Origin of the sequence: Actinoplanes sp. TFC3, from assembly GCF_001553785.1 — a bacterium.
Classification (GTDB): domain Bacteria; phylum Actinomycetota; class Actinomycetes; order Mycobacteriales; family Micromonosporaceae; genus Actinoplanes.
Genome location: NZ_LOJP01000002.1, coordinates 1,168,015 through 1,184,684, shown reverse-complemented (window position 1 = coordinate 1,184,684; position 16,670 = coordinate 1,168,015). Strand labels below are relative to the sequence as shown.

Below are 16,670 nucleotides of genomic sequence, written 5' to 3'. Positions count from 1 at the left end.
GGGAAGACAGTCACTGCGACCTCCGGCAAAAGGTCCATCGGGCTCTCTTTTCACTACGGTACGTGTCGGACCCGGTACTCAAGCAAGCCGTCGGGCCGGAAAGAAAGCGGAATGAGTGGGGATGAATGCCGCATTCACGCACAAGGTGTTTTTCCGGATGGTGCATCACGCGACCTAGGGCTCCCCGGGAATACGAAAGTTTCTCCGCCAAGTTAGCGTGCCCTTAGCTTCTGTGCAGCCGTGTCCCGGATCTTGGCGCTAAGTCACAGGACCGATGCGGACAGTAGATGACAAATGCGAAGAGCGCCAGATGCGGACCTACCCGCTCACCGCGCCAATGACACGATCGGGCCCTAGGCTTCACCCGTGGCTCCCTATGTCGACAGTGAAGTTGGCCGGCTCGCGACGGTCCTGCTGCACCGGCCCGGTGCCGAACTCGCGCGCCTGACTCCAAGAAACAATGACTCCCTCCTGTTCGATGCCATCCCCTGGGTGGGCCGGGCCCAGGAGGAACACGACCAGTTCGCTCAGGCGCTGCGCGACCGCGGCGTCGAGGTGCTCTATCTCGGCCAACTGCTGGAAGAGACGCTGTCCGTGCCCGAGGCCCGGGTGGCGCTGACCGAGAGCGTGCTGGCCGATCCGCGGCTCGGGGACAACCTGCGAGGCCGGGTCAGCGCCCATCTGGCTGACCTTGATCCTCGAGAACTTGCGCTCGTACTGCAGGCAGGTCTTGCCCATGAGGAAGTCAAGCCCGGTCCGGGTAAGCCTGGCGGGCTGGTCTACGAGCTCATGGACCGCCACGAGTTCGTCATCGATCCGCTGCCCAACCTGCTGTTCACCCGCGACTCATCGGTTTGGGTACGCAACCAGGTAGCCGTCACCAGCCTCGCCATGCCCGCCCGCGGCCGCGAGACCACGCTGACCCAGGCTATTTACACCCACCACCCGCGCTTCGCCGGCACCGAGTTGCTGTACACCCCGGCGCTGGAGAACGTGGAAGGTGGCGATGTGCTGCTGCTCGCCCCCGATGTGCTCGCGATCGGGGTGGGAGAGCGGACCACCCCGGCCGGGGCGGAGCGGCTGGCCCGGCGGATCTTCGCGGCTGGGCTGGCGCACACGATCCTGGCGGTGCCGATCGCGCAGGAACGCGCCACGATGCATCTCGACACCGTTTGCACGATGGTCGATGTGGACGCCGTGGTCATGTACCCCAACATCGCCGATACGCTGCGGGCGTACCCGGTGACCGGCGGTTTTGATGGCGAACCGCGGGTGGGGGCGGCGCGGCCGTTCATCGAGGCGGCGGCGGAGGCCATGGGCATCGACCGGCTGCGGATCATCGACACCGGGCTGGACCCGGTGACCGCCGAGCGCGAGCAGTGGGACGACGGCAACAACACGCTGGCGCTGGCCCCACGGCTTTGCGTGGCGTACGAGCGCAACGTCGAGACCAATGCCCAGCTGGAACGCGCCGGCATCGAGGTGATCGCGATCAGCGGCTCCGAACTCGGCTCGGGACGCGGCGGACCGAGGTGCATGTCGTGCCCGATCGAGCGGACCCCGCTACCCGCCGGGAACGCGCGCTGATCTTCAAGGCGCGCCCCCGGAGGGCGGGGGAAGAGTCGACTACCGCAGGGTGAGCTGCCGGCCCACCAGGCCCTGCTTGGCGCGCCGGGCGGCGGCATCCAGCGGGCCGGTCTCGGCCAGGGTGTCGGCATAGCGCTTGGCGAAGTCGGCGACCGGGGCCTCCCACTCGCCGGCCTCCGGCTCGCCGGGCAGGTCCCAGACCGGCACCAGCAGGCCGTGCGCGCGGAACATGCCGGCGAACTTGGTGCCCTCGCCGAGCAGCAGGTCGCCCGCCGCGGACAACCGGGCCAGCGCGTCCAGCGCGGCGTCCTCGGGCTCGGGCAGCACCCAGCGCACGTGCGCCTTCTCCGGCACCCGGCACCAGTACGCCGCGTGCGCCGCCGACATCCGTACGGTCGGGTAGATCGAGGCGTTGGCGCGCTCCAGCGACGCCTTCACGTTGGGGTCCTCGATCTGCTGCTCATCCAGCCAGTACTCGAAGCCCTCGTGCATGGTGATGTCGAGCGGGCCGTCCTCCAGGATGTCCTGCAGCCGTGTCCCCGGGCCGGGCAGCGCCGGCACCGACACCGTCTCGCCCGGCGCGGTCTGCAGCGCGCGCAGGATGGCTACGGCGATGTCGCGCGAGACGTCACCGGACTGCACGTGGCGCTGCAGACCGACGAAGACGCGCCCGTCCTGGCGGGTCATCGCCGGCCACGCCATCGGCAGCACCGTGGACAGGGTGACCTGGCGGTCCCCGTACTCCTCGATGACCTCGGGCTTGAGGGTCAGCGGCGCGGATGCGGCGGGGACCAGCTCACGCAGCGCGATCCATTCCGTCTCGTCGGCCAGGCCCTCGAACGGCCGGGCGACGAAGATGTCCTTGATCTTCTCGCGCTTGGGCGCCGCGTCGGCGGCTCGGGGGTTCTTTCGACGCTTGCTCACGGCGAACCAGCCTAGGGCATGGACCGTTATGCGCGGGGGAAGCGGACCTCCACGACCGTGCCGCCACCCTTGCGGGGGCGCAAGGAAACCCATCCGTGCTGTCGTTCAACAGTCCGCCGTACCAGATAAAGCCCCAGCCCCGCCCCCGGATTACGCCCGGCGCTGTCCGGTTCGCCCTGCCAGTAGCGCTCGAACGCCAACTCGGCGTGCTCAGGCCGGATGCCGATGCCACGGTCCGCCACCCGGAACATGACGGTCGTGTCGTCGGCGCCGGCCGTCACGGTCACCTCGGTCTCGGCCGGTGAGTACTTGTCCGCGTTCGTCGACAGCTCGGTCAGCACGGTGGCCAGCGACTCGCGGTCACCGAACGCCTTGGGCAGCTCGGCTGGAAACTCGTCGAGCACGAGCCGGCGGCGCAGGTCCTCGGGCAGCTCGGCGGCCGCCCCGCGCAGTGCGTCGACCATGTCGAACGGGCCGGGCGGCGATCCTTGGGTCTCCCCGTCGTCGCTGGTCGCGGCGAGCAGCCGGTCGACCAGCCGGGCCAGTTCCCCGGCGCGGGCCCCGACCACGCGGACCGCCTCGCGCCGGCCCTGCTCGCCGAGGGAGTCCCAGTGGTTGGCGAGCGTGTCGGCGTACCCCTTGATCACCGTGACCGGGGTGCGCAGCTCGTGGCTGGTCACGGCGACGAACAAGTCCCGATCTTCCTGAGCCGCCACCGGTACGGGGACACTGCTGCCGCGCACCTGGAAGACAGTGCCGATGGTCGCAGCCAGCATCCCGGCAACCACGTGCTGCTCCGGCCCGGGGGACCCGGCCGACACGTACAGCGCGCCGACAACCCGATCCCCGGCGCGGCACCGCACGATCAGCTCCTCGCCGGTCAGCACATCGGCGTCCACGTGCTCCACCCGGCGGCCCAGCGACATCTCGTAGGTGCCGCAGGCGGCCACGAAGCGACCCTGGGCCGGGGCGTATTCGGCGAACCCGGCGCCGCGGGCTCCCAGCACGGCATGGGCCAGCCGGACGACCTCGTTCAGCACAGCCAGACCGCTCTCGCCCGCGTTGATCCGTTGCACGAGCGCGAGCTGCCCCCGCGTCAGCGCGGTGTAGTCGGGTCCGTCCGGCATGACTGCGAGTCTGCCTCGTATCCGGCCTTTTGGGCAGGGCGCTACGTGACGATCTTGCCGATATTCGCAGCCGCAGTGGCAGTTGTCACACCGGGGGTACGTTCTTCAGCATGTCGATCACGAAGCGTGGCCGATCGGTGATGATGCCGTCGACCCCCTGGGCCAGCACGAGATCCACATCCGGCTCGTCGTTGACGGTCCACACGTAGGTCGGCCGGCCCGCCGCCCGGAAGTTGGCCACCAGCCCCGGCCGGGAGCGGATGAGCCCGATCCCCGGCCCGGGGATGTGCGCGCCGAACGGCAGCCGGCCCCGGCTCACCCCGGGTGGCATGAGCTCCAGCAGGTAGACCGTGGGCAGTGCGCGAGCGAGCGAGCGGATGCGACGCAGGGCCAGCGCCGAGAACGACATCACCGTCACCTGCAGCGGGTCACCCGGCTCGGGGTCGGCCAGCGAATGCTTGTGCAGCATCTCGACCAGCCGGCGCTCGACCTCGCCGCCGTAGCGTGACGGATGCTTGGTTTCGATGAGTAACTGTACGGGTCGGTCGAACTCACGCAGAGCCAGCAGCAGCCGTTCCAGGGTGAGCAGCCGGGTGTGGTCGAGCGAGAGCTCCTCGACCGAGGCCGTCGACGCGTGCCACGACCCGAAATCCAGCTCCTCAAGCTCGGCCAGCGTCTTCGTGCTGACCAGCCCGGTGCCGTTTGACGTCCGGTTGAGCCGGCGGTCGTGCACGCACACCAGATGCCCGTCGCGGGTCAGCCGCACGTCGCACTCGACGCCGTCAGCACCCTCTTCCAGCGCACGCAGGTAGGCCGCGAGGGTGTGCTCGGGCAGCGCGTCGGCCCCACCCCGGTGGGCGAAGACCAGAGTCACAGCACGCGAGCCGGCTGACCGCTCTCATCCACCACGTCGCGCCCCGCGGCGGCCCAGCCCAGCATGCCGCCGTCAAGGTTGTGCACGTTGTCCCACCCGTTGCCCATCAGGTACGACACGACCTGACCGGAGCGTCCGCCGGAGCGGCACACGACCACGACCTCGGTGTCGGCCGGGATCTCGGCGATCCGCGCGGGCACCTCCATCATCGGCAGGTGGTGGGCGCCGGGCGCATGGCCGGCGGCCCACTCGTCGGGCTCGCGCACGTCGAGCAGGTAGGCCGAGGGCTCAACCTGGCTGGGGGTCACGCTGGGTACCTGAGGTCCGAACACGGATCCAGGGTAGAACTACTTTTCGTTGGCGATGACATCCGGGTTGGCCAGGACGAACTGGGCGAGCCTGTCCTGCTTGACCGCGTTGTACATCTCCATGCTCTTGGGCGTGATGGTCTCGCGGCCGTTGGAGTTGCCGGCGAACGTGCCGTTGTTGGTGCGCAGCAGCACCATGTCGTTTGCCGCGACGCCTTTGAGGCCGAAGATGAAGTCGGCGACCGGCACGTTGCCGGTGTCCAGCACGAACGCGTCGCCAGCCGCCTTGATCAGCCCGTTGACCTTCACCGGGTTGGTCATGACGCCGCTGGTCGACGCCTTCTTCGCGATCGCCTTGATGAGCTGCTGCTGATGGCGCTGCCGGTCGTAGTCACCGTTCTTGAGCCCGTAGCGCTGCCGGGCGTAGTCCAGGGCCTGCCAGCCTTCAAGATCCTGGCAGCCGACCTCGTACCAGATGTCCTTCTTGGTGCCCGAGGCCTTGCGCGCCTCGGCCAGGTACATCGGCTTGCCGTCGACGAGCTGCATGTGGTGCGACTTCACCCGCTGGTCGACGCACATGTGCACGCCCTTGAGCGCGTCGATCACGCCCTTGAAGCCGTTGAAGTCGATGATCGCGGCGCCGTCGAACGACATCCCGGTGTTGGCCTTGATGGTCTGCGCCATCAGTTGAGCCCCGCCGGCCCACCCGCCGCCGTTCTGCGCGCCGTGGAAGAACACCTCGGTGGCTTTGGCCGTGCCCCCCGCGTACTGGGCCTTGGGGAAGGCCGGGACCTGCATCTCGGTGTCGCGCGGGATCGAGACGAGGTACGCCTGGTCGTGGCTGGCCGGGATGTGCAGCGCGATGATCGTGTCGGAGCGCAGGTCATCGACGGCCCAGCGCTTACGGGCGTCCACGCCCATCAGCAGGATGTCGATCGGGCCCTTGATGTCGCCGCCGCCCTCGGTCGCGCTCTTCTGGTTGCCGCCGAGCAGGTTTTCCTGGGTCACCGCGTTGGTGGCGCTGCTGACCAGCCACTTGGTGCCCGCGATGCCGGCGCCGCTGGTCAGCACCAGCACCGCGCCGAACGCCACGGTGAGCTTGGCCCACAGCGGGTCTCGGCGTTTGCGGCGCGACTTGGGCAGCGGTCCGGAGGGGTGATCGCGGGTCGGCGATCCGTCCTGGTCCAGCACCGGCCGGCCGCGGGTGGCGTGGACGGCCATGCGAGCTCCCAGCGTTCGACGAAACGGCGGATGTCACTGTACGTTCAACTTCGATCTCTTGCGAGGTCTTCTGAGTTTCAGATCAGTGACACCCTGCGTTCAGCAAGCGGCGCGGGTGGCGATAACCGCCGACCCGCGCCGTTTGCCGGATTTCCGGTGCGCTATTTGGGATTCGCCTGCATCCACTCGTCGACTTTGTCCTCGGTGACGGCCTTGTAGAGCGCCAGCGCCTTCTCCCGGTCGGCTACCACGACGCTCTGCCCGCCGATGGTCTCGCTGCCGTTGTTGGGGCTGGTGATGAACGTCAGGTTCTCGCCGCGCAGGCTACGGAACTGCACCGCCATGTCGGTGAGCGAGAAGTCCTGGTCGGCCGTGACGGCCTTGGTGACGGCCTTGAGGAAGTCGTTGAGCTTGCCGGGGTTGCTCAGCGTGCCACCGCTGGCCGCCTTGTCCATCAGCGCCTTGAGGAATTCCTGCTGGTGGCGCATCCGGTCGAAGTCACCGCGGGGGAACTGCTTGCGCTGACGGATCCAGTCGAGTGCCTGGGCCCCGTCCATGTGCATCATGCCCTTGGTGAACTTGCGGTGCGGCTTGTGGATCGACGTGATGCTCTGGTCGACCTTCAGGTCCACGCCGCCCAGCGCGTCGGTGACCTCCTTGAAGCCGCCGAAGTCGATGGCCAGCACGTGGTCCAGCTTCACATCGGTCATGCACTCAACGGTCTTGACAGCCCGAGGCAGCCCGCCGAACGCGAACGCCGCGTTGATCTTGTTGCGGCTTCCGGAGCTGCAGTCCGCGTCGTTTGCCGACGGGATCGGCACCCACAGGTCGCGCGGGATCGAGATCAGCTGGGCGGACTTGTGGTCCTCCGGGATGTGCATGACGATCAGCGTGTCCGCGCGCCAGGCGTTTGTGGTGTCCTTGGCCGCGTCGGGGTCCCGCGAGTCGCTGCCGACCAGCAGGATGTTCAGCGCGCCGTCGACCGTCTTGGCCGGGCGCCCGTTGGTCAGCTCGGAGAACGCATCGGTGCGCTTGAGGTCGTCGTTGAGGCCGTTGCCGTAGTTGTAGAGCGAGATGCCCGCGATCAGACCGATCACCAGGATCACCGCGCCGGCGACCAGGGCGATGCGGCTCCAGCGCGGCTTGCGCTTGCCGTTGTACGGCCGCCCGCCGGGGCGGCCACCGCCGCCGCCGGGACCACGCGGTGGGCCGGCCGGTCCGCCCGGACCCGCACCCGCGCCGCGCGGGGGCCAGTCACCGCGACCCTCGTCATCCGCCCGCCCGGCCGGCGGCGCGCCGTAGGCGCGTCCCGAAGCACCGGCCGGACGAGCCGCGCCGACCCGCCCAGAAGAAGCCGCGCCCACCCGCCCGGAGGGCGTGCCGGGCACCGAAGATCGATCCATGCCGCTCGGCATACCCACCGGTCCCGGCACCGAAGCCCGGCCGGTGGGCCCACCCCATGAGGACGAAGTCGCAGACATGAGTTCAGGTTACGAGTCTTGAACCAGTGCAACGGTGCTTCGACGCTCGGTGGCACGAAGGTAGGAGACAATTACTGTTCGTGCAACGTTCACTACCGTGGTGCATTACTCACGTGGTGAAGAATTCGATCGTGCGGCGCAGACCCTCCTCGGGACCGACCTCCGGCTCGTAGCCCAGCAGCGTGCGGGCGAGCGTGAGGTCGGGCCGCCGCTTCTCCGGGTCGTCGGCGGTGCGTTCGAGTAGCTGGACCTGCGAGACGCTGCCGGTCAGCTTCACGATCAGCTCGCACAGCTCCAACATCGTCAGCTCGTGCTCGGTGCCGCAGTTGATCGGCCCGGTCTCGGTCGAGTCGAGCAGCAGCAGGATGCCGCGGACCAGATCGTCGACGTACGTGATCGAGCGCGTCTGCATGCCGGTGCCGTGCACGGTCAGCGAAGCACCGCGCAATGCCTGGCTGATGAACGTCGGGATGGCGCGCCCGTCGTCGGGGCGCATCCGGGGGCCGTACGTGTTGAAGATCCGCACGATCGCGGTGTCCAGGCCGTGGAAGCGGTGGTAGGCCATGGTGGCTGCCTCGGAGAACCGCTTCGACTCGTCGTAGACCGCGCGCACGCCGATGGGGTTGACGTTGCCCCAGTAGGTTTCCGGCTGCGGGTGCACGGCCGGGTCGCCGTACGCCTCCGAGGTCGAGGCCATCAGGAAACGCGCCGAGTCGGCGACCGCCCGGTCGAGCAGCGCCAGCGTGCCGGCCGAGCCGACCTTGAGAATCTCCAGCGGCAGCTTCGCGAAGTCGGTGGGGCTGGCCGGCGAGGCCATGTGCAGGATCGCGTCGAAGCGCTCGGCCAGCTCGGGGCGCGCGGGCAGCCCGTCGACAATGTCGGCCTCGATGAGAGTGAAGCGCGGCTCGTCGGCCAGGTGGGCCACGTTGTCACGGCTGCCGGTGACGAAGTTGTCGACCGCGACCACCGAACACCCCCGCGCCAGCAGGGCATCGACGAGGTGGGACGGCACGAAGCCGGCCCCGCCGCTGATCAGAATCCGATGTCCCTCGCCGAACCGCTGCTGAACCACCATGAAGCACACCTTAGCGATCGGGGCCGCCACGCACTCAACGCGGCGGCCCCGTTAACAACAGGCAAATTCAGTGCGCTCCGTGACCGGTGAGTGACCGGACTTCGAGTTCGGCGTATTTGTCGGCGTCGGTCTCCTTGGAGGTGACAGTGCCGATCCAGCCGCACAGGAAGCCGATCGGGATGGAGATGATGCCGGGGTTGGACAGCGGGAACCAGTGCCAGTCGCTGTCCGGGAACATCGCGGTGGCCGAGCCGGACACCACCGGCGAGAAGAACACCAGCACCACCGCGGCGATCAGCCCGCCGTAGATCGACCACAGTGCGCCGGCGGTGTTGAACCGCCGCCAGAACAGGCTGTAGAGGATCGCGGGCAGGTTCGCCGAGGCGGCCACCGCGAACGCCAGCGCCACCAGGAACGCCACATTCAGGCTCTGGGCGAAGATCGACAGCACGATCGCCACGGCACCGATGACGAAGGCCGAGATCCGGGCCACCCGGACCTCGTCGCGCTCGCCGGCCTGCCCCCGCTTGATCACGCTGGCGTAGAAGTCGTGGGCCACGCTGGAGGAGGAAGCGAGCGTCAGCCCGGCCACCACCGCGAGAATCGTGGCGAACGCAACCGCCGCGATGATCGCCAGCAGCACCGAACCGCCGGTGTCGCCGCCCAGGTAGTCGATGCCCAGCGCTTGGGCCAGCTGCGGCGCTGCGGTGTTGCCGGCCTTGTCCTGCGCGGTGATCGCCTTGCCGCCGACCAGCGCCGCCGCGCCGAAGCCGAGGGCCAGGGTGAACAGGTAGAACACGCCGATGATGCCGATCGCCCAGAGCACGCTCTTGCGGGCCACCCGGGCGGTCGGGACCGTGTAGAACCGGGTCAGGATGTGCGGCAGACCGGCCGTGCCGAGCACCAGCGCGATGCCCAGCGAGAGCAGGTCCATCTTGCTGTAGAAGGTGGCCGAGGCACTTGCCGTTTCGACGCCGTAGCGCAGGCCGGGCTGCAGGAACGCCTCGCCCTTGCCGGATTGCTGGGCCGCGTCGCCGAGCAGGGTGGACAGGTTGAACTTGTAGTGCGCGAGCACCAGCAGGGTCATCACCAGCGCGCCGGTCATCAGCAGGAACGCCTTGACGATCTGCACGTAGGTGGTGCCCTTCATGCCGCCCACCACGACGTACACGATCATCAGCGCGCCGACCAGGATGATCGTGGCGACCTTGGCGGTGTCGGCGTCCATGCCCAGGAACGTCGTGCCGGGCTTGATGCCCAGCAACAGCGACACCAGCGCGCCGGCCCCGACCATCTGCGCGATCAGGTAGAAGATCGAAACCACAATCGTGGAGACCGAAGCAGCGGTACGAACAGAGGGCGCTGCCGCATCCGGAACGCCAGCACGTCCGCCATCGTGTACCGGCCCGAGTTGCGCAGGAACTCCGCCACCAGCAGCAGAGCGACCAGCCACGCCACCAGGAAGCCGATGGAGTAAAGGAAACCGTCGTAGCCGTACAGCGCGATCAGCCCGGCGATGCCCAGGAACGAGGCGGCTGACATGTAGTCGCCGCCGATCGCCAGGCCGTTCTGGAAGCCGGAGAACTGACGGCCACCGGCGTAGAAGTCGGTAGCCGTCTTGGTCTGGCGGCTGGCCCAGATGGTGATGGCCAGGGTGATCGCCACGAAGATCAGGAACAGCGTGATCGTGAGCGTGCGGCTGGTCGAGGTCGTCGCCTCAGCAGCGAGGGAGATCATGACCGCGGCTCCTTCAAGTCAGCGTTGATCTTGTCGGCGATCGGGTCGAGCTCCTTGGCCGCGTAGCGCGAGTAGTACCAGGCGATCAGGAAGGTCGAGACGAACTGCAGCAGGCCGAACAGCAGCGCGACGTTGATGTGGCCGACGATCTTGGCCGACATGAAGCCCCGGGCGTACGCCGAGAGCAGCACGTACAGCGCGTACCAGAGGAAGAACGCAACGGTCATCGGGAAAACGAAGTTACGCAGCTTGCGGCGCAGGCCGGCGAATTCCTCGGAGCGTTGTACCTCGAGATACTTCTCGCTGGGGGTCGCTTCGGTCGTCACGTGGCTCACCACCTTCGATGGCGCGGGATGTTTCCGGCACCGTACGAAGGTGAGGGTGGGGTCACGAACCGTTGGTCGGCGGCTGCGCCGAGCGGTGTGCCGGATGCGCTTACCGGTCCAGCGAGCGGTAACGACCCCGGAAATGCATCAGCGGTACGTCCGCAGCCCCGCCGATGACCACAGTCTCAACGGTCGCCTCGACCAGCAGCCCCCACCCGTACGCCCGCTGGCCATCCACCCGGCAACCGGCCCATGTCCCCCGTCCGGCGGGCACCGGCCCGCACCGGGTTTCCAGCCAATCCCCGCTCGCGAACAGTCCTCCGGGCGCCGGCATGAGCCCGGCGAACTTGTCCGCCAGTTGCTGATCGTCCGGCTCCAACGGCGTCACCGCGAAGCAACCGGCCACCGAGGCGGCGTCCCAGAAGTCGCTCTCCTCATCGACGAGCCCCAGCACCCGGCCCGGATCACCGTCGGCCACCAGCATCGAGGAAACGGTGAGCCCCGACGGCCCAGGCGCGGTCCACAGCGTGACCGGAGCAGCGAGCCGGCCGCGTAGTCGCCGTACCGGTGACTTGTCTTGATCCGGCGTGGCGAACGGGTCGGTGGAGTGGATGTGGCCACCCGCGTCAGGATTCACGTGAAACATTCTGCCGGGCGCACCTCTTTCTCCCGGGGGCTACGCCTGCGGAGTTGCAGAACGATCACCGAGGTCAGCACGAGAGCACCGCCGGCAAGCTGGATCGGGCTGAGCACTTCGCCGAGGGTGAGAGCGGCCAGCGCGGTGGTGACCACGGGCTCGAACGTCGACAGGATCGCCGCGGTGGACGGGCCGGTTCGCTTGAGCCCGGCGAAGAAGGCCAGCATCGCCACGACTGTGGAAACCACGGCGATGCAGGACAGCCAGAACCATCCGCGTACGCCGAAGCTCAGCTTGACATCGGTTGTCAGTGCGGTACGGGCACCCATCGTTCCCGCGGCACCCGTCATGACCAGGGCGGCGAGCAGCACTGGAGCCAGCCGATCCACGACGATGTCGGCGACCAAGATGTAGATGGTGTAGACGGCTCCGGTGCCGAAAGCCAGCAGCGCGCCGAACGGGTTGAAGCTCACCGCTCCCGCCCCGAGCAGGACGAGCAGCGTGCCGAGCGACGCCGTCACCAGCGCGATGCTGCGCGCCGGGGTCATGCGGTCGCGGCCGAGCGCCACGGCTCCCACGGTGACCAGCACCGGATAGGTGTAGAAGATCAGCGACAGCAGCGAAGCGTCCAGCACCTTGAGCGCCGAGAAGTACAGGCTCGCCTGCAACGCGTACCCGACGGCACCGAGCCCGAGCGCGATGCCGAGCACCCGGGGCTGCGGTCGTGATCCACGCAGGTCCGGTCGTACGAGCAGACCGGCGCCGAGCAGCGCGGCCGCGAGACCGAAGCGGACCAGCAGCAACGTCGCCGGGGTGACGCCTGCCTCGTATGCGAACTTGCCGAAGATCGCCATCGCGCCGAAGCACGCCGCGGACACGAGACACAGAACCAGACCCATGCCCCGAGCATCAGCCATCTCATTGATGGGGACCAGCGATGATTCCCGGAGCTGAATCATTAGAGTCCTCGCATGGTCGACCTCGATCTGCGCCGCCTGCGATTCCTGCGCGAGTTCCAGGAACGCGGCACCCTGGCCGCGGTGGCTGTGGCCCTGGGCTACAGCCCCTCCACGGTTTCCCAGCAACTGGCCCTGCTGGAGAAGGATGTCGGCGTACCGCTGCTGGAGAAGGCCGGGCGCGGCGTACGCCTCAACGACGCCGGACGCCTGCTGGCCCAGCACGCCCACCTCCTGCTGTCGGCGGCCGAAGCGGCCGGGGCCGACCTTGCCGCGTTGAGCGGTGACATCCGCGGCACCGTGCGGGCCGGCGGCCTGCAATCCGCGGCGCGACGGCTGCTGGTGCCCGCGCTGGCCCGCATGCGGACCGACCACCCAGCGGTCCGGCTGGAAATCTTCGAACTCGAACTCGAACAGGCATTGCCGGGCTTGCGGCTCGGCACCGTTGACCTGGTCATCGGCGACGAGTACGACGGCCATCCGCGGCCCCGCCCGGCCGGTATGCGGCTGACCAGCCTGCTCGAAGAGCCGCTGAAGGTGATCCTGTCGCCCGCGCATCCGCTGGCCGGGTCGGGTGAGCCGGTGGCGATCAGCCGGCTGCGCTCCGAGATCTGGGCCTCGTCGGCCGAGGGCACCGGCCACCACGCCATGGTTGTCGGCACCTGCCGGGCGCTCGGCGGCTATGAACCCGACCTGCGGCACCGCTCCAGCGACGCCGACGTCCAGCTCGAACTCGTCCGGGCCGGTGCGGCCGTCGCGCTGCTGCCGCCGCTGACCCTGCCGCCCGGCGATCCGGGACTCGCGGTCCGTGACCTGGCCGAGGCCACCCTGCGCCGCCGCCTGGTCACCGTCACCCGGGACACTCCACCGGCTCCCGCGCTCACCGCTTTTCTGACCGCCGTGCAGGCGCAGGCGAGGGGTATTGTTCACGGCATGCAGAGCACGCAGAGCTGGCGTCCGTCCTAGGGACGGCTACCCCACCGCGTGCTCGGGCCGTCCAGTCGGACGGCCCTTTTTGTTTGCCTCAGGGCTGTCCGCACCCACCTTGAGGGAGATCCAGCATGAACCAGAACCGCGTCCTGACCGGCGACCGTCCCACCGGCCCGCTGCACCTCGGCCACTACTTCGGCACCCTGCGCAACCGCGTCCGGCTGCAGCAGCAGGGCTACGACATGATCGTCATCATCGCCGACTATCAGGTGCTGACCGACCGCGATGTCGCCGAACGGCTGGGCGAAACCGTTGACGGCCTGCTGCTGGACTACCTGGCTGCCGGGCTGGACCCGGACACCACCACGGTGTTCACGCACAGTGCGGTGCCCGCGCTCAACCAGCTCGTGCTGCCTTTCCTGAGCCTGGTCACCGTGCCTGAGTTGCAGCGCAACCCCACGGTCAAGGACGAGATCCAGCATTCCCGGCAGTCCTCGGTCAGCGGGCTGATGTTCACCTACCCGGTGCACCAGGCCGCCGACATCCTGTTCTGCAAGGGCAACCTGGTGCCGGTCGGGCAGGACCAGATGCCGCACATCGAGGTCACCCGCAGCGTGGCCCGGCGCTTCAACGAGCGGTACGGCCCGGTCTTCCCCGTCCCCGAGGGGCTGCTGAGCATCGCACCGGTGCTGCCCGGCACGGACGGCAGAAAGATGAGCAAGAGCCGGGGCAACGCGATCGCGCTCTCGGCCGGCGCCGACGAGACAGCCCGGCTGATCAAGGGCGCGACGACGGATGCCGACCGGCACATCACCTACGACCCGCAGCACCGGCCCGGGGTGTCGGGGCTGGTCCAGCTCGCCGCGTTGTGCCTGGACCGCGACCCCTACGAGGTGGCGGCGGAGATCGGCAACGCGGGGGCGGCGGCGCTCAAGCGAACGGTCACCGAGGCGGTGAACGAATTCCTCGCGCCGATGCGGGCGCGGCGGGCGGCGTACGCGAAGGATCTGGATCTTGTCCGCAAGGTTCTGCGCCGGGGCAACGAGCGGGCGAACGCCCTCGCTGACGAGACGCTGCACGAGGTCCGGGCGGCGATGGGAACGGTCTACTAGCGGGTGGCGCTGACGGTGGCGAGCAGCTCGGGTATCCGCCGGTCGAGGACGGGGGCGGTCAGGTGGAGCCCGAGCGCAAAGGCTCCGGCGCCGTACGCGAGCCCGACCGGCAGGCCGATCCACAGCCATATGTCGCCGAGCAGGAAGGCCGCGATCTGCAGGGGTGCGGTGGCGATCGTCGCGCCGACCAGGGCGAGGAAGCTGAGCAGGCCCTTGGCCATGCCGCCGCCGGAGGACATGGCGAACGGGCTGGTGCTGTCCGGCAACGGATAGGCGGCCCGCACCGAGATCGGCATGACCACCGCCATGGCCACCCCGTAGGCCGCGAAAATGGTCCCGGACAAGGCCGGAACGGCGGCCGGGCTGTCGACCACGAGACCGGCGATCAGGGCCATCAGAAACAGCGCGGGCAGGACGTACACGGAGTATCCGGCGGCCCGTGACGACAGCTCGATGCGACCCGGGACGCCGGCCACGACGTTGGCCGCGTAGGCACTTCCCTCGAAGCCGAACTGGTTGGCCAGACTGACTGCGGCCAGCGCCGCGACGAAGACCAGCATGGCTCCGGGAGGTCCGCTGGATTCGCTGCCCGTGGCGACCAGGATCGGCAGGAAGATGCCCACCACGCTGAACGTGATCAAGGTGGCGCGCCGCCGGGTCTCGCGCCACCAGTAGCGCATCTCGCGGGCCGCGAGCGCGCCGAAACGGCTGCGTGGCAGCCAGCGCGGGATCAGTTGGGCCACCGGCGGGCGCTGCGATGTGGCGCTCTCCCGCTTACCGCTGCCGCCCGCCGCGCCGACCATTGCCCGTTCCAGCGAACCCGACCACCACCACATCAGCAGACCGATCGAACCCACCACGATCAAAGCCTTCACCGGTACGACCGCAGCGCGCCCAGCAGCCACATCGAGCCCCATGCTCCACGGCGCACCGAGCGGAGTCCACGCGAGCACGTCGACCACCCGCCCGACGCCCCGCCAGTCCGCCCGCTGGGCCGCCGCCAGGGCCCCCAACTGGATCGGGCCGAGCAGCGCAGCCGTGCCGGCAAACGCCACGGTCGCCAGGTCCCGGGCCCGCCGGCTGCGCAACGCGGTGGCGAAACCGCTGGTCACCGCGCGGCTCAGCGCCGCGCACAGCAGGATGCCACCGATCACGCCGGCCAGCTCGGTGAGCGCCGCGCCGAACCCGCCGAGCGCGGCCGCCGCGTGCACCATGCCGAGCGTCGCGACGAACGTGGCGATCGCGGGCACCCCGGCCAGCGACGCCGCGAACAAGCCGCGGAGGAGCGTGGCCCGGGGCAGTGGGAACAGGGCGAACCGGGCCGGGTCGAGCGACTCGTCCACCCCGAAGAAGATCAACGGCAGGAACAGCCAGCCCAGCACGATCAGCGCGCCCCCGAGCGGGAGGAGCACCTCGGCCGGGCGCTGCTCGCCGAGTATCCCGGGCAGGCTGAAGATCAGGTAGCCGGAGAACGCGGCGATGAGCCCGAGCAGGACACCGAGCACGAACAGCACCACGCGCGAGTTGCGGCCGCGTAAGCCGTTGGCGAGCAGGCGCAGCTTGAGCCGTACGAAATGCCGCGCCCTCACAGCCACGACAATTCCGACCCGGTGGCCGTCCGCCCACCGACAACCTCGACGAACACCTCTTCCAGCGAGCGGTCGCCGCGTACCCGGTCGAGCGTGCCGTGCACCCGGATCCGGCCCTCGGCCATGATCGCGACGTGGCTGCAGAGCCGCTCGACTACGGCCATCACGTGGCTGGAGAAGACAACAGTGCCGCCCCCGGCCACGTACCGGTTGAGGATGCCCCTGATGAGGGCGGCGGACACCGGGTCGACAGCCTCGAACGGCTCGTCCAGCACCAGCAGCCGGGGGGCGTGCAACAGCGCGCAGGCCAGCCCGATCTTCTTCTTCATGCCCGCGGAGTAGTCGACAACCAACGTACGGTTACCGGCACCGAGCTCCAGAACATCCATCAGTTCCCCCGCGCGCTGGTCGACCACTGTGGCGTCCATGCCGCGCAGCAGACCGTGGTACGCGAGCAACTCGCTGCCGGTCAGCCGGTCAAACAAGCGCACGCCGTCGGGCAGCACGCCGATGCGGGACTTGGCGGCGACCGGGTCGGCCCAGACGTCGTACCCCAGGATCCGAGCCTGACCGCCGTCGGGCCGCAACAGCCCGACGGCCATCGAAAGGGTGGTGGTCTTGCCGGCGCCATTGGGGCCGAGCAGACCGAAGAACGAACCCTGCGGGACATCCAGGTCGATCCCGGCAACCGCGACTTTTGCCTCGAAACGCTTGATCAATCCGTGCAGCGCGAGCGCCGGATCAGGGCTTTCGCGCTGCAGGGGGACTGTCACTTGCCGAACCTAA

14 protein-coding genes and 2 pseudogenes are annotated in these 16,670 nt (G+C 68.9%); 3 read left to right on the top strand and 13 right to left on the bottom strand.

Going from position 1 to position 16,670, the window contains the following annotated elements; all coding sequences use genetic code 11:
• Window positions 1-366 precede the first annotated feature (366 nt).
• A complete protein-coding gene (locus TFC3_RS32600) occupies window positions 367-1,587 on the top strand; it encodes an arginine deiminase (protein ID WP_067509598.1) in 1,221 nt (406 codons plus the stop codon).
• 39 nt (window positions 1,588-1,626) lie between these two features.
• On the opposite strand, the gene TFC3_RS32595 is transcribed toward TFC3_RS32600, so the two are convergent.
• From TFC3_RS32595 to TFC3_RS32545, 11 genes and pseudogenes are all read right to left on the bottom strand, one after another.
• Window positions 1,627-2,511 (bottom strand): DUF5926 family protein, encoded by an 885-nt coding sequence (locus TFC3_RS32595; protein ID WP_067509596.1) that lies wholly within the window; start codon window positions 2,509-2,511, stop codon window positions 1,627-1,629.
• Between the two features lie 26 nt (window positions 2,512-2,537).
• Entirely contained in the window at window positions 2,538-3,638 is a 1,101-nt protein-coding gene (locus TFC3_RS32590) for a sensor histidine kinase KdpD (RefSeq protein WP_067509594.1), read from the bottom strand.
• A gap of 85 nt (window positions 3,639-3,723) precedes the next feature.
• Window positions 3,724-4,512 carry a glycerophosphodiester phosphodiesterase family protein gene (locus tag TFC3_RS32585; RefSeq protein WP_067509592.1) on the bottom strand — a complete coding sequence of 263 codons (789 nt, stop codon included), beginning with the start codon at window positions 4,510-4,512 and terminating at the stop codon, window positions 3,724-3,726.
• Window positions 4,509-4,844, bottom strand: a complete 336-nt coding sequence (locus TFC3_RS32580; protein ID WP_067509590.1) for a rhodanese-like domain-containing protein — start codon at window positions 4,842-4,844, stop codon at window positions 4,509-4,511. The genes TFC3_RS32585 and TFC3_RS32580 overlap by 4 nt, the downstream gene beginning before the upstream one ends.
• 15 nt (window positions 4,845-4,859) lie before the next feature.
• The gene (locus TFC3_RS32575) at window positions 4,860-6,041 is read right to left on the bottom strand and encodes an LCP family protein (RefSeq protein WP_067509588.1); all 1,182 of its coding nucleotides are present in this window, start codon (window positions 6,039-6,041) and stop codon (window positions 4,860-4,862) included.
• Between the two features lie 161 nt (window positions 6,042-6,202).
• Window positions 6,203-7,522: an LCP family protein gene (locus TFC3_RS32570; RefSeq protein ID WP_067509586.1), complete on the bottom strand. Its 1,320-nt coding sequence runs from the start codon at window positions 7,520-7,522 to the stop codon at window positions 6,203-6,205.
• A 109-nt stretch (window positions 7,523-7,631) separates the two neighbouring features.
• The gene (locus TFC3_RS32565) at window positions 7,632-8,597 is read right to left on the bottom strand and encodes an NAD-dependent epimerase/dehydratase family protein (protein WP_067509972.1); all 966 of its coding nucleotides are present in this window, start codon (window positions 8,595-8,597) and stop codon (window positions 7,632-7,634) included.
• Between the two features lie 67 nt (window positions 8,598-8,664).
• A pseudogene (locus TFC3_RS32560) lies at window positions 8,665-10,334 on the bottom strand (cation acetate symporter).
• Window positions 10,331-10,660: a DUF485 domain-containing protein gene (locus TFC3_RS32555; RefSeq protein ID WP_173745420.1), complete on the bottom strand. Its 330-nt coding sequence runs from the start codon at window positions 10,658-10,660 to the stop codon at window positions 10,331-10,333. Before TFC3_RS32555 ends, TFC3_RS32560 begins: the two are co-directional and overlap by 4 nt.
• Window positions 10,661-10,769: 109 nt before the next feature.
• Window positions 10,770-11,324: pseudogene (locus TFC3_RS32550) on the bottom strand (flavin reductase family protein); the annotation flags it as partial.
• Window positions 11,294-12,196 (bottom strand): DMT family transporter, encoded by a 903-nt coding sequence (locus TFC3_RS32545; RefSeq protein WP_082772703.1) that lies wholly within the window; start codon window positions 12,194-12,196, stop codon window positions 11,294-11,296. The pseudogene TFC3_RS32550 and the gene TFC3_RS32545, both read right to left, overlap by 31 nt.
• Window positions 12,197-12,268: 72 nt before the next feature.
• Between TFC3_RS32545 and TFC3_RS32540 the strand changes: the two genes are divergently transcribed.
• Window positions 12,269-13,219: a LysR family transcriptional regulator gene (locus tag TFC3_RS32540; protein ID WP_067509579.1), complete on the top strand. Its 951-nt coding sequence runs from the start codon at window positions 12,269-12,271 to the stop codon at window positions 13,217-13,219.
• 95 nt (window positions 13,220-13,314) lie between these two features.
• Window positions 13,315-14,295, top strand: coding sequence for a tryptophan--tRNA ligase (trpS, locus tag TFC3_RS32535; protein WP_067509577.1), 981 nt, complete (start codon window positions 13,315-13,317; stop codon window positions 14,293-14,295).
• Here the strand turns inward: trpS and TFC3_RS32530 are convergent.
• Together TFC3_RS32530 and TFC3_RS32525 are read right to left on the bottom strand one after the other, a co-directional pair.
• Window positions 14,292-15,884, bottom strand: coding sequence for an ABC transporter permease (locus TFC3_RS32530; RefSeq protein WP_082772663.1), 1,593 nt, complete (start codon window positions 15,882-15,884; stop codon window positions 14,292-14,294). The genes trpS and TFC3_RS32530 overlap by 4 nt on opposite strands.
• On the bottom strand, window positions 15,881-16,657 hold the full coding sequence (locus TFC3_RS32525; protein ID WP_236718579.1) for an ABC transporter ATP-binding protein: 777 nt from the start codon (window positions 16,655-16,657) through the stop codon (window positions 15,881-15,883). Before TFC3_RS32525 ends, TFC3_RS32530 begins: the two co-directional genes overlap by 4 nt.
• Window positions 16,658-16,670 lie beyond the last annotated feature (13 nt).